Raw genomic sequence first — 12,832 nt, 5'->3', positions numbered from 1 at the left:
GATAAAACAAAAGTACAAAAAAGATACCTTTATAAAAGGGTAAACATTCTTTTGCTTTTTACTAAAATCATATCCTTGTACTACTTTAGAACCTAAACCTTATAAATTCTAGTCCTTATTTTTTTGTATATTTGAGAGACCAAATTTAATCTATAATACCTATAAAAGTTATTCCTTCTATTACTCTTCAAAACCAAAATAACATTTTTAACGTAACTACTAATAGTTAAAAATTACATAAATAGAAGTGAATTGTAAAATACGCGACATTTCCATCGTTATTCTTCTATTACTTTTGAGATATAAAAAATCATCACCATGAAAACAAAATCTTTTTTTTGCATTGTACTACTACTACTCCCTTTATTTGTTTTTCAAGCTTGTGGACAAAACAAAGAAGCTAAGAGTACTGAAATGGCTTCGGTTGAAACCAACCCAAGCAAACCTAAAAATCCTTATTATTCGCATACCGATACTACAAAACTGAATTTAACTGATGCCGAGTGGAAAAAAATCCTTCCAGAAGATGTTTATTTAGTTTCTCGTAAAGCAGATACTGAAAGACCATTTACAGGTAAATATTGGAATACTGATGTAAAGGGAACTTATTATTGTGCCGCTTGTGGTAATCTTCTTTTTCGGTCAGGAGCTAAATTTGCTAGTAGTTGTGGCTGGCCAAGTTTTTTTGAACAAGAAAACAAAAAAAGTGTTGTCTATAAAAATGATAATTCTCTAGGTATGGAACGAATAGAAGCGCTTTGTGGTAGATGTGGCGGTCATTTAGGTCATTTATTTGATGATGGCCCAGCTCCGACAGGGAAAAGATATTGCATGAATTCTATCGCCCTTGATTTTGTACCAGATGCTAAATAAAAACTAAAAAATATTCTGATGAAAACGAAAACAATATTTTTGTTCTGCTTATTATTTAGCGGAGCACTATTCTCTCAAAACAACAGTTCAACTAAAAAAATGACACAATCTAATTTTGAAACCATAACTCTTGGTGGTGGCTGCTACTGGTGCGTAGAGGCTGTATATGAAAACTTGAAAGGAGTAAAATCAGTAGTCTCTGGATTTTCGGGAGGAAAAATTGCTAACCCAAGCTATGAAGAAGTTTGTTCTGGTACAACTGGACATGCCGAAGTTGTCCAAATTACATTTGATAAAAATATAACTAATCTTGATGAGATTTTCAAAGTATTCTTCACGGTACACGATCCAACAACTCTTAATCGACAAGGTGCGGATAGAGGAACGCAATACCGTTCTGTAATTTTTTATAATAACGAAGAACAAAAACAAGAAGCAAAATCCATTATTGCTGAGCTACAAAAAGCAAAAGTTTATGAAAATCCAATTGTTACTACTATAGAACCTTTTACTAAATTTTATAAAGCCGAAGATTACCATCAAAACTATTATGCCAATAACAAAAATCAGCCTTATTGTCAAATGGTTATTCAACCCAAGCTTGAAAAATTTGAAAAAGTTTTTAAAGATAAACTCAAAACAAAGAGTCATTAATCAACAGTAATTAAAAATACTAAAAACAGAATCCTTCAAAAATACATTTGAAGGATTTTTTTTATTTATTTTGCTAAAAAACTAATTACTCCCAACCAATCAAATTCAATGAGTATTCAAAATCCAAAAATTACAAGTAAAGAATTACCCGAAGAGTTCCTAAACATAAAAAAAATATTTTCTGAAATTGATAATATAAAAATTAGCCAACCGATTATTGAATTGGAAAGCATTGAATATGGAGCTTGTACTTTTGTCCTAAACAATTCAAACATTCGATTTCGAACCGCTAAAATCACACCTACTAAAACAGGACAATTTGTGACACTTTGGAAAAGAATAAACAAAGGACCTATTCAACCTTTTGACAATACTGACCCTATAGATTTATTCATTATTAGCGTTAGAAAAGAAAATCACTTTGGTCTGTTTATTTTTCCAAAAGCCATTCTTATTGATAAAGAAATAGTTTCGGATAAAAAAGAAGGGAAACGTGCTATTCGTGTTTATCCGCCTTGGGACATTACAACTAGTAAACAAGCTCAAAAAACACAGAATTGGCAATTAGAGTATTTCCTGGAAATATCACAAAACCAAGCATTCGATTTAAACCGTACAAAATTACTTCTTCATTTAGAGCACTAAAAATTAAATATACTTTTCTATCTTTAGAGTTGTAAAAAACTAAAAATGAGTAAATTAAAATTTTAATGCATTTTAAACAAAACTAACATGACACCAAAATTTCTTAATAAAAACGCATTCTTGCTATTTTTTACATTTTTAGTCGGTCTACATTTTGCACAAGCGCAAGAAAAAAAAGTAGCTCCAACTTCGCAAGAATTATACAATGAAATTTCAGCAATGGACACCGTTCTCTTTGATGCATTTAATGCTAAAGACATGGCAAAATTTAAACCTTTGTTTCTCGAAGATTTAGAATGGTATCAGGACAATGGAGGATTACTTTCCTATGAAACTGTTTTTTCTAATTTTGAAAAAATGTTCAAAAACGAAAACAAACTCACTCGACAGTTGGTAAAAGGAAGTCTTGAAGTACATCCTATAAAAGACTTTGGAGCTATAGAAATTGGTGTTCATCAATTTAAACATATGGAAAATGGGAAAGAAGAAATAGGAACTTTTAAGTTTCTTGCTATTTGGAAAAAGGTTAATAATGAATGGAAAATCTCAAGAATGATTAGCTACGATCATTAATTTTTAATTAACTGATAAAATTACTTTCCTTTGCATTCTCAAAATAAAAATGAAAATGAAAGCACTTACCTTCTCTGCATTTGGAGACTCAGATGTACTTGAATATATAGAAATTCCTTCTCCAACATTAAAATCAGATGAAATTTTAGTAGAGATGAAAGCCATCGGATTAAACTTTGCCGATGTTTACAGACGAAAAGGAAATTATCACCTCAAAGGAAATCCGCCATTTATTGCTGGTTACGAAGGCGCTGGAATTGTTGTTAACGCCAATAATAATTCAGAATTCAAAGTTGGCGATCGTATCGCTTTCGCTGATGTTCCTTTTGCAAATGCTGAATTGGTTGCTGTTAATATAAACCATGTTCTTCCTTTACCCGAAGCCATTTCATTTGAAACTGCTGCATCTATATTATTACAAGGTTTAACGGCACATTACTTAGCAACAGACAGTCATAAGACCTTAAAAGGTGAAACTGTTTTAATTCATGCAGTTGCTGGTGGAGTTGGTCAATTTTTGACACAAATTAGCAAACTTTTAGGCGCCAAAGTTATTGGTTTAACCTCATCATCAGGCAAAGCAAAAATAGCTCTTGAACAAGGCGCTGACCATGTATTTCTATATAACGAAGATTGGAAATCGGATATTTTCAAAACGGTTCCAAATGGTGTTGATGTAGTTTATGACAGTATCGGAAGCACTTTAATGGAAAGTTTTGAAGTTACCAAAGAATGTGGTCAGGTTGTTTTCTTTGGAATGGCAGGCGGAGATCCTGAATTTATTAACCCAAGAATGCTAATGGACACTTCAAAAACCTTAACAGGCGGAGATTTATGGAGTTATTTAAATTCGAAAGAAGAAAGAATTAAAAGAGCCAACCAATTATTTGATTGGATTATAGAAGGGAAAATTACGCTTGCTCCTCCAACTTCTTTCAAACTATCAGAAGGAAAACTAGCACACGATTATTTGGAAAGCCGAAAAAGTACAGGAAAAATAATTTTAATTCCTTAAAAATTGATCAATAAAAAAAACCGCTTTTGAAGCTACCGTGTGGACACAAATAGTAAATATTACTTTTTAACCACAAATTTCACAAATTAGCGCAAATCGGTATAGTGAAAATAGTTATTGGGTTGATTTAGTATATTCAAATTTGTGCTAATTTGTGAAATTTATGGTTGATTTTATACTTATGTCCAGATGGTAGCTTTTGAAGCGGTTTTTTTTATTAGTTTTATTTTAAAGCTTCAGCAATCATCAAAGCACATTTTTCACCATCAATAGCCGCTGATATAATTCCGCCCGCATAACCTGCTCCTTCTCCACAAGGATACAATCCTTTTATTTGCAAGTGTTCATAGGAGATTCCGTCTCTCGGAATACGAACTGGAGATGAAGTTCTACTTTCTGGCGCATGTAAAATGGCTTCGTCTGTCAAATATCCTTTCATAGATTTACCAAATTCCTTGAATCCTTCTCTCAAAATTTGAGATAAAAATCCCGGAAAAACTTGTCCCATTTCTACCGAAGTAGTTCCTGGCACATAAGACGTTTTAGGAATACTTTCAGAAACTTTATTTTGTGTAAAATCAATCATACGCTGTGCTGGAACTTTTTGAGTTTGTCCTGCCAAATGCCACGCTTTTTGTTCGATACTTTTTTGGAATTCCATTCCAGCTAAAGCCCCAAATTTGGCAAAAGGCTTAAAATCTTCCAATTTCAATTCGATTACAATTCCAGAATTAGCTGTAGCTTGATCTCTTTTAGATGGTGACCAACCATTAGTAACCACTTCTCCCGGACTAGTAGCACAAGGCGCAATAACACCTCCTGGACACATACAAAAAGAATACATTCCACGTCCATTTACCTGCTTCACAATCGAATAAGGTGCTGGTGGTAAATGCTCTCCGCGATAATCACAACTATACTGAATACTATCAATTAAGGATTGTGGATGCTCTGCTCTTACACCCAAGGCAAAAGGTTTAGCTTCAATTAAAATTTTCTTTTTGTCTAATAATTCAAATATATCCCTAGCAGAATGTCCTGTTGCCAGAATTATTTTATTTGCTAAAATTGTATCTCCACTTTGGGTTACAATTCCTTGTACTTCATTGTTTTTTACAAGAATATCAGTCAAACGTGTTTCAAACAAAACTTGTCCACCACATTCGATAATTTTTTCTCGAATATCCTGAATAATTTGAGGTAATTTATTAGTTCCAATGTGCGGATGCGCATCTATAAGTATATCTCCCGATGCACCAAAAGCTACCAACAACTCTAATATTCGGGTAACATCACCACGTTTTTTGGAACGAGTATATAATTTTCCATCCGAGTAGGTTCCTGCTCCTCCTTCTCCAAAACAATAATTAGAATCTTCATCAACAATATGATCAACATTTATAGCTTTCAAATCACGACGTCGTCCACGAACATCTTTTCCACGTTCTATAACGATAGGTTTCAAACCTAATTCAATTAATTGTAAAGCAGCAAAAAGACCAGCAGGTCCTGCGCCTACAACAATTACTTCTTGCGCTGTGGAAACATTTTTATAATCGGGAAGTTCTATTTTAAGTTCTTTAAAAGATTCACCTTTTAAATATATTGCTACTTTCAAATTGATTTTGATTGCTTTTTGACGTGCATCAATAGATCTTTTTAAAATAGCAACATGTTGAATCTCGTTTGTCGAAACTTTAATTTGCTTAGACAAATGGTCTTTTAGCAACAAATCATTTGAAGCTGTTTCCGGAGTAACTTGTAATAAAAGTTCTTGTGGCATTGTATATTATTTATGCTTTTAGCTTTTCTTTCTATGAAAAGAACATGCAAAAATAGTCTTTTGAACTGAAACTAGTTCTTTAATATAAAAATCCATTTTAAAAAATAGACTTTGTAACTTTGCTCCTTTAAAACTTTACTCCAAAAAATAATGCCTAGACAAATAAAATTGATTTGGGACTTTCGTGGTCCAGCATCTGCTAAGACAGCTGAACATCATGAAATTCATTTGAAAGAATATATTGCTATCGAAAAACTTCCTCTTAATATTACAGGTTTTGAAATTGCAAACGATATGCATGCTACCGCTTTTATGGTTGTAACCGAAGAAAATATGATTCAAGTACGTGATGCTTTGAAACCGCATCGTGGAGAAGTGTTTGAATAGTATGTGAAAGATTATACTTTTATAATCGCGTTTTAACTTCAAAAAAATATTCAGTAAGGGTTAAAACTCAAATAATCTAGATTCATATTACCGTTCTTCACAATGTGGACTGTAAGTAATTGTTTCCCCTTTTTGAGTTTGATTATTCCCAAAGATTTTGATTCATTCCAATGATGCCATTGTCTCCAATCTATTGTATCACGATCATCGTGGGTAGTTTCAATTTTAATTATTCCTGTTGCATCTTTACCATTTACATCAATAGAAATAGACCCGTCACCGTTTGAAGTATAAAGTGCCCCAATGTGATAATTTCCTGATTTAGCAACTTGAACAGTATAATTAATCCATTCAGAAGGTTGAGTCCAGCCTAAATAAAACTGACCTATGCTCCTTTTGGTTTTATTATATTGGCTATTATCTACGTCTCCATCTTTAGTATATGAAATATCAACACTTTCTTTTATTCTAAACTCGTTAAGCGGATTACCATTAATAGGATTTAATTTTCCACTTCCGTTATTATCGATATCAATATCGTGATAAGCAATCCCCTCTCCGCCTTCATCATAAAACTCACATTCAACTTTACCTGGAATTTGTTGTATTTTTCCTTGCCAAGGATTTCCAATTAAAAATGGATTTTTAAAAGAAACGAGACTTATTAGCGCAATTCCATAAATTAACATTTTCCAGATTTTCATAGTTCTACTATTTTTTATTTAACGAATTTCTACAGTTGCAATAGAATGAGCAAGACTTGTTGTTTTTGCTGCTTTTCCTTTTATCCAAAGAAAATACTCAATATCAGCATCAGTTTGGTTCATTACAATGATTTCCGTTTTTCCGTCTGGATTGACAAAAGCAGTAGATAAAAGTTTGTTGCTACTTGATGAACAAGCAATACGTTTTGCTCCAGGTCGAATAAATTTAGAAAAATGACCTAAATAATAATATCCGTTAGTATAAATTAGATTTCCGTTTTTTAGATCGGCATGAATTGGCGACATACAAAAATTCTGTACATGATTTGGTCCGCCTTTTTCGTCTAACAAAATATTCCAATCTGTCCAAGCAACAGTTCCAATATTAAAATCATTAATCATAGACATTCCGTATTTTTCACCAAAACTCCAATCAGTTAGTAGTTTTTGATCAAAATCTGCTGCACAGCCTTCAGTTAATACTAGTGCCTTATCTGGAAAAGCTTGTGCAACACGACCTTCAGCTTCAAAATTCATTCCTGCTTTCATCCAGTCTTCATACCAATGATATCCAATTCCCCAAACATACTTGGCAGCATCTTTATCTTCCAAAACCGTACTTACACGTTGATACATTAAATCACGGTTATGATCCCACATGATTAATTTCTTTTTAGAATATCCCGCTTTATTCATTGTTGGTCCAAGATAATCTTTTATAAAATCACGTTCTTCTTCCGCAGTAAATATGCATGATTCCCAACGTTGTACAGCCATAGGTTCGTTTTGTACTGTATACCCCCAAATCGGAATTCCTTCCTTTTCGTAAATAGTAATAAATTTTACAAAAAAGTTTGCCCAACTCTGACGAAATTCAGGTTTTAAAGAACCTCCATGTAAAACATCATTATTGGTTTTCATCCAAGCTGGAGGACTCCATGGCGATGCATATAAAGTCAATTTCCCTCCTGATTTTGCAATCACTTCTTTAATTAATGGAATTCGGTATTTTTGATCATGACTGATATCAAAGGTTTTAAGTTCTTTATCGTTTTCAGCAATATAACTGTAAGTATCACTCGAAAAATCACAACTCTGCATGTTCGTTCTTGCCAAAGAGTAACCAATTCCTTTGTCTTTGTCATAATAAGCTGTCAGGATTTCTTGTTGTTTCTCTTTAGAAAGTTGATAAAAAACTTCAGCAGAGGCATCTGTAATCGCACCACCAATTCCCAACATCGTCTGAAAAGTTTTTGATGGATCTACAAAAACCGCAATCTCTTTTTCAGTTGTTTGAGGTTTATCAATAAACTGTAGCGTTTCGGTTTCTGTAAGTTTCTTTTCTGTGTTTTTGGCTGTAACATACACTTTAGCTGTTTTTCCCGCTAGAGGATTTACAGCTGCTTTCTGTGCCATTATATTTGACGTTACAGAAAAAAAGAGAAATGCTACAGTAAACATTTTGATGTTGTTTTTATTCATATCTAAAAAATTAATTCCCGTTTTTATTAAGAATATTTTCAATCGCCTGAAGTTCATCAGTAGTAAAGGTACTATTTTGAAGAGCACCAACAGAATCGATTACTTGCTCAGGTTTACTTGCTCCAATCAAAACGGATGATATACGATTGTCTTTCAGAATCCACGATAAAGCCATTTGAGCCAAACTTTGACCACGATTTTCAGCAATTTCATTTAGACTTCTTGCCTTAGCTATATTCTCAGGAGTTAAAACATCTTCTTCTATCGCTCCATTCCCTCTATGAGATGCGGCTCTTGAATCTTGTGGAATTCCGTTTAAATATTTATTAGTTAAAAGCCCTTGTGCAAGAGGAGAAAAAGCAATGCTACCCACTCCATTCTCCTGCAAAACATCTAATAACCCATCTTCAACCCATCTGTCAAACATTGAATATCTTGGTTGATGAATAAGACAAGGTGTACCTAAATCTTTCAATATTTTAATTGCTTTTTGAGTTTCACTCGGACTATAACTAGAGATACCTACATACAATGCTTTTCCTTGGCGAACAATTAAGTCAAGCGCTCCCATCGTTTCTTCAAGAGGCGTATTTGGATCAGGTCTATGGTGGTAATAAATATCGACATAATCTAATCCCATTCGTTTAAGACTTTGGTCAAGACTAGCAACCAAATATTTTTTAGACCCCCAATCTCCATAAGGTCCATCCCACATTTGCCATCCAGCTTTAGTTGAAATTAAAAGTTCATCTCTATATGATTTGAAATCTTCTTTAAATAACTGTCCAAAAGTTATTTCTGCCGATCCAGGAGGCGGACCATAATTATTGGCTAAATCAAAATGAGTTATACCATTATCAAAAGCGGTGTGCATTATATTACGAGCGTTTTCAATCTTGTCGATTGCACCAAAGTTATGCCACAATCCGAGAGAAAGCGCTGGCAATAGTAAACCACTTTTTCCGCAACGACGGTAATCCATTTTTTGATAACGCTTTGTATCTGGTAAGTAATTCATGTTTTTATATTTTATAAATTTTCAAAAGCTCTTGTCACTATATCTAAATCGGTAACTCCTCTAAAACCACTAAACCCAATCGATAGACAGGTATCATCCTTAAGAAATATTGGTTGTCCTCCTTGCCATCCAATAAGATCTGGAGCTTCGATTCCGTGCGAATTTTCATCTACAACATTATTGAATACTAGTTTTTCATAATCTCCAGTTTTAATTCCCGTAAGCCAAACTTGACTCGCCTTTGTCCAAGCAATTCTGTATGAATTACGTAAACGTGGCTTATCGTTTCCATACATTTTTCCGTAAATATTTCCATCTGGAGTGATAATGCATATTGCAACATTTCCGTTAGAAATTCGCAGATCTTCTTCTACTAACATATATTCAGTAATTAAACCTTCAATTTTTGAGAGTGCCACTTCAATCTGAACATCTAGTGTCAGGTTTTCCATTTTTTAAAATTTTTAAATTATTCAAGATTTCAAAGATTAAAATTTCTTTTTAGAAATTTCTTAAACTAGATCAAGGTTAATATTAAATAAAACCCGTTAGAAGCAATTATTTTTAACAAATAGAAACATTAAGTTTTAAGAAAATAATATTTTTTTCAAATAGTCTTATATGATTTATTTTAAATGAAGTGCCTTTTTTGAACTTTATAAACTATGTTTCTATGTCTTAAAAATAATTGCCTGTAACGAGTTAAATAAAATCATCATATATTTACTTTTTCAGAAAATAAAATCAGTTTAAAATGTATCAAAAAATTCAGGGATATCTTTCGAGATTTACAAACCTTTCAGCAGAAGAGCTTACGCTTTTCGAAAATAATCTTGAATTTAGAAAAGTTCCTAAAAAGACTATTTTATTGCGTGCAGGTGATATTTGTAATTTTGAAGCCTATATAAACAAAGGAATTATTCGAGAATATTTTATTAATGGTGATGGAGAAGACATCACATTGCAATTTGCTTCTGAAGATTGGTGGGTAAGTGACATTGTTAGTTTTGAAGATCAGACACCAAGCGACAGAAACATTGAAGTATTAGAAGATTGTGAGTTAATGATACTTAGTCGTGAAGCAAAAGATAAACTTCTTCATGAGATTCCGCAATTAGAACGAATGTTTCGTTTAATGATTCAAAGACATTTGTCTAAAGTGCAAAAACGATTATTTAAGAAAATATCAACACCTGCAATGGATCAATATGTTGAATTTGTAAATCGTTATCCGTTAATTATCAAAAGAGTTCCACAACATTATATCGCTTCTTATCTCGGAATTACCCCAGAATTTTTGAGCAGACTTCGCACAAAACATTTAAAAAGTGAAAAACAATAAAAAAGGTCTTGAAAAAAGCTGATTATTAATCCAGTAGTTCTCAAAACCTAAATTTATTTTACCAATATTATTACCCTACATTTATTATTACAATAATAAACTATCTTAACTTTTGTGTCAACCTAAACAGGACATAGAAAAATCTGAAATCTAATTAGCCACTTCGCTAATAAATTTGATACGCATTAATCGCAATTCATCCAAATCATAATCACCGTCAAATTCTTTGAGGGCTTTTTCTATATTATCCGATTCTGATTCCATAAAATATTCATGGATTTCTTCTTGTTGATCGTCGTCTAACATTTCGTCTATCCAATATTTGATATTTAATTTGGTTCCCGAATAAACGATTTGTTCCATTTCCTTTATCAAATCGTCCATTTTTAACCCTTTTGCGGAAGCGATATCTGTTAAGGCTAACTTTCTATCAATGTTTTGAATAATATACAATTTATTGACAGAGTTAACTCCAGTAGATTTCACAACCAAATCATCAGGGCGAATAATATCATTTTCTTCTACATAACGATTTATTAATTCAATAAATTCTTTACCGTATTTCTTAGCTTTTCCTTCACCAACTCCATGAATATTAATTAATTCAGCTTGAGAAATTGGATATTTCAAGGCCATGTCTTCCAAAGAAGGATCCTGAAAAACTACAAATGGAGGAACTCCAAGTTTTTTGGCAACTTTCTTTCTTAATTCACGCAACATTGACATTAACAATTCATCAGCAGTTCCTGATGATTTTGCAGCAGTTACGATAGCCTCATCTTCAGTTTCATTGTATTCATGGTCTTCAGACATCATAAAAGATTCTGGGTTTTTCATAAAAGCCAAACCTTCTTTGGTAATCTCTATAATGCCGTAGGTTTCAATATCTTTTGACAACAAACCTGCTACAAGAACTTGTCGCAATAATGCCATCCAAAATTTTTCATCATGCTTGGAACCTGAACCAAAAAATGACTGAGAATCTGTTTTATGTGCATTGATAACTGCATTTACACGACCAATTAATGTAAAGACAATCTCTTTTGATTTATAAATATGTTTGGTTTTTTTGACAACTTCCAACAACTTAAGCACTTCGTCTTTGGCTTCGACTTTTGTTTTTGGATTGCGAACATTATCGTCCATATCCGCACCTTCTCCTGTTTCGCTGTCAAATTCTTCACCAAAATAATGAAGTAAAAATTTTCGCCTTGACATAGAAGTTTCAGCATAAGCCACCACTTCTTGTAGTAAAGCAAAACCTATTTCTTGTTCGGCAACTGGTTTCCCAGAAAGGAACTTTTCTAATTTTTCTACGTCTTTATAAGAGTAATATGCTAAACAATGTCCTTCTCCTCCATCTCGTCCAGCTCTACCCGTTTCCTGATAATAACTTTCTAACGATTTTGGAATATCATGATGAATTACAAAACGCACATCGGGTTTATCAATTCCCATACCGAAAGCGATGGTCGCAACAACAACCTCTACATCTTCCATCAAAAACATGTCCTGATGTTTGGCTCGTGTTTTAGCATCCAAACCTGCATGATACGGAACGGCGCTTATTCCGTTTACTTGTAAAACTTCGGCTATTGATTCTACTTTTTTACGACTCAAACAATAAATAATCCCCGACTTGCCTTTGTGTTGTTTTATAAACCGAATGATATCCGATTCAACATTCTTTGTTTTAGTACGTACTTCATAAAATAAATTGGCTCTATTAAACGAAGCCTTAAAAGTTGTAGCATTAGACATCTCCAAATTTTTCAGGATATCTTCTTGAACTTTTGGAGTTGCAGTAGCAGTAAGCCCAATAATAGGAACTTCACCTAATTGCTTAATGATATTTTTCAGATTTCTATATTCTGGTCTAAAATCATGCCCCCATTCTGAAATGCAGTGCGCTTCATCAATAGCAACAAATGAAATAGGTACAGTTTGAAGAAACGTTACATATTCCTCTTTGGTCAAAGATTCAGGTGCTACATATAACAACTTGGTTATACCCGCAGTAATATCGGATTTAACTTGTGTAATTTCTGTCTTGGTCAGTGAGGAATTTAAAACATGGGCAATCCCATTTTCGGAAGAAAGACTTCTAATGGCATCAACTTGATTCTTCATTAATGCTATTAAAGGAGATACAACAATTGCAGTCCCTTCTTGAACTAAAGCTGGTAATTGGTAGCAAAGTGATTTTCCTCCACCAGTAGGCATAATGACAAACGTATTCTGCTTATTAAGCAACGTTTTTATAACATTTTCCTGTAGGCCTTTGAACTTGCTAAAGCCAAAATACTTCTTTAATTCTTTGTCTATGTCAATTTCGTTTGAATTCATTCTTTAATAT

At 33.0% G+C, this 12,832-nt stretch carries 13 protein-coding genes; 7 read left to right on the top strand and 6 right to left on the bottom strand.

Features of this window, described 5'->3' with window-relative positions:
• Positions 1–318: 318 nt before the first annotated feature.
• The 5 genes from msrB (at position 319) to CLU82_RS12930 (ending at position 3,760) form a co-directional block, all read left to right on the top strand.
• Complete coding sequence (gene msrB / locus CLU82_RS12950) at positions 319–873, top strand: peptide-methionine (R)-S-oxide reductase MsrB (RefSeq protein ID WP_100843486.1); 555 nt, start codon at positions 319–321, stop codon at positions 871–873.
• An 18-nt stretch (positions 874–891) separates the two neighbouring features.
• A complete protein-coding gene (gene msrA, locus CLU82_RS12945; RefSeq protein WP_100843485.1) occupies positions 892–1,527 on the top strand; it encodes a peptide-methionine (S)-S-oxide reductase MsrA in 636 nt (211 codons plus the stop codon).
• A 108-nt stretch (positions 1,528–1,635) separates the two neighbouring features.
• Positions 1,636–2,172, top strand: coding sequence for a MepB family protein (locus CLU82_RS12940; protein WP_100843484.1), 537 nt, complete (start codon positions 1,636–1,638; stop codon positions 2,170–2,172).
• An 87-nt stretch (positions 2,173–2,259) separates the two neighbouring features.
• Positions 2,260–2,745, top strand: coding sequence for a nuclear transport factor 2 family protein (locus CLU82_RS12935; RefSeq protein WP_100843483.1), 486 nt, complete (start codon positions 2,260–2,262; stop codon positions 2,743–2,745).
• 55 nt (positions 2,746–2,800) lie between these two features.
• On the top strand, positions 2,801–3,760 hold the full coding sequence (locus CLU82_RS12930; RefSeq protein ID WP_100845031.1) for a quinone oxidoreductase: 960 nt from the start codon (positions 2,801–2,803) through the stop codon (positions 3,758–3,760).
• Positions 3,761–3,983: 223 nt separating this feature from the next.
• Here the strand turns inward: CLU82_RS12930 and CLU82_RS12925 are convergent, their stop codons facing one another.
• Entirely contained in the window at positions 3,984–5,543 is a 1,560-nt protein-coding gene (locus CLU82_RS12925) for an NAD(P)/FAD-dependent oxidoreductase (RefSeq protein WP_100843482.1), read from the bottom strand.
• 150 nt (positions 5,544–5,693) lie between these two features.
• Here CLU82_RS12925 and CLU82_RS12920 point away from each other — a divergent pair, with 150 nt between their 5' ends.
• Positions 5,694–5,930, top strand: a complete 237-nt coding sequence (locus CLU82_RS12920; RefSeq protein ID WP_100843481.1) for a hypothetical protein — start codon at positions 5,694–5,696, stop codon at positions 5,928–5,930.
• Between the two features lie 50 nt (positions 5,931–5,980).
• Here CLU82_RS12920 and CLU82_RS12915 read toward each other — a convergent pair whose 3' ends face one another.
• Genes CLU82_RS12915 through CLU82_RS12900 form a run of 4 tightly spaced genes read right to left on the bottom strand, consistent with a single transcriptional unit; the run spans position 5,981 to position 9,586 of the window.
• Positions 5,981–6,634, bottom strand: a complete 654-nt coding sequence (locus CLU82_RS12915; RefSeq protein WP_198520224.1) for a carbohydrate-binding protein — start codon at positions 6,632–6,634, stop codon at positions 5,981–5,983.
• Positions 6,635–6,652: 18 nt separating this feature from the next.
• Positions 6,653–8,116: a glycoside hydrolase family 30 beta sandwich domain-containing protein gene (locus CLU82_RS12910; protein ID WP_369829029.1), complete on the bottom strand. Its 1,464-nt coding sequence runs from the start codon at positions 8,114–8,116 to the stop codon at positions 6,653–6,655.
• A gap of 10 nt (positions 8,117–8,126) precedes the next feature.
• Positions 8,127–9,134 carry an L-glyceraldehyde 3-phosphate reductase gene (gene mgrA / locus CLU82_RS12905; RefSeq protein WP_100843480.1) on the bottom strand — a complete coding sequence of 336 codons (1,008 nt, stop codon included), beginning with the start codon at positions 9,132–9,134 and terminating at the stop codon, positions 8,127–8,129.
• An 11-nt stretch (positions 9,135–9,145) separates the two neighbouring features.
• Positions 9,146–9,586, bottom strand: a complete 441-nt coding sequence (locus CLU82_RS12900) for a hypothetical protein (RefSeq protein ID WP_100843479.1) — start codon at positions 9,584–9,586, stop codon at positions 9,146–9,148.
• A gap of 302 nt (positions 9,587–9,888) precedes the next feature.
• On the opposite strand from CLU82_RS12900, the gene CLU82_RS12895 reads away from it, so the two are divergent.
• Positions 9,889–10,476, top strand: a complete 588-nt coding sequence (locus tag CLU82_RS12895; protein WP_100843478.1) for a Crp/Fnr family transcriptional regulator — start codon at positions 9,889–9,891, stop codon at positions 10,474–10,476.
• A 150-nt stretch (positions 10,477–10,626) separates the two neighbouring features.
• Here the strand turns inward: CLU82_RS12895 and recQ are convergent, their stop codons facing one another.
• Positions 10,627–12,822, bottom strand: coding sequence for a DNA helicase RecQ (recQ, locus tag CLU82_RS12890; protein ID WP_100843477.1), 2,196 nt, complete (start codon positions 12,820–12,822; stop codon positions 10,627–10,629).
• Between the last annotated feature and the right edge of the window lie 10 nt (positions 12,823–12,832).

The sequence above is a fragment of the Flavobacterium sp. 5 genome (genome assembly GCF_002813295.1).
In the GTDB taxonomy this organism is placed as follows: domain Bacteria; phylum Bacteroidota; class Bacteroidia; order Flavobacteriales; family Flavobacteriaceae; genus Flavobacterium.
This window is presented reverse-complemented; position numbering and strand designations above follow the sequence as displayed.

Coding starts and splice junctions, on each gene's coding strand:
- msrB (WP_100843486.1), top strand. CDS start 319: ATGAAAACAAAATCTTTTTTTTGCATTGTACTACTACTACTCCCTTTA.
- msrA (WP_100843485.1), top strand. CDS start 892: ATGAAAACGAAAACAATATTTTTGTTCTGCTTATTATTTAGCGGAGCA.
- CLU82_RS12940 (WP_100843484.1), top strand. CDS start 1,636: ATGAGTATTCAAAATCCAAAAATTACAAGTAAAGAATTACCCGAAGAG.
- CLU82_RS12935 (WP_100843483.1), top strand. CDS start 2,260: ATGACACCAAAATTTCTTAATAAAAACGCATTCTTGCTATTTTTTACA.
- CLU82_RS12930 (WP_100845031.1), top strand. CDS start 2,801: ATGAAAGCACTTACCTTCTCTGCATTTGGAGACTCAGATGTACTTGAA.
- CLU82_RS12925 (WP_100843482.1), bottom strand. CDS start 5,543: ATGCCACAAGAACTTTTATTACAAGTTACTCCGGAAACAGCTTCAAAT.
- CLU82_RS12920 (WP_100843481.1), top strand. CDS start 5,694: ATGCCTAGACAAATAAAATTGATTTGGGACTTTCGTGGTCCAGCATCT.
- CLU82_RS12915 (WP_198520224.1), bottom strand. CDS start 6,634: ATGAAAATCTGGAAAATGTTAATTTATGGAATTGCGCTAATAAGTCTC.
- CLU82_RS12910 (WP_369829029.1), bottom strand. CDS start 8,116: ATGAATAAAAACAACATCAAAATGTTTACTGTAGCATTTCTCTTTTTT.
- mgrA (WP_100843480.1), bottom strand. CDS start 9,134: ATGAATTACTTACCAGATACAAAGCGTTATCAAAAAATGGATTACCGT.
- CLU82_RS12900 (WP_100843479.1), bottom strand. CDS start 9,586: ATGGAAAACCTGACACTAGATGTTCAGATTGAAGTGGCACTCTCAAAA.
- CLU82_RS12895 (WP_100843478.1), top strand. CDS start 9,889: ATGTATCAAAAAATTCAGGGATATCTTTCGAGATTTACAAACCTTTCA.
- recQ (WP_100843477.1), bottom strand. CDS start 12,822: ATGAATTCAAACGAAATTGACATAGACAAAGAATTAAAGAAGTATTTT.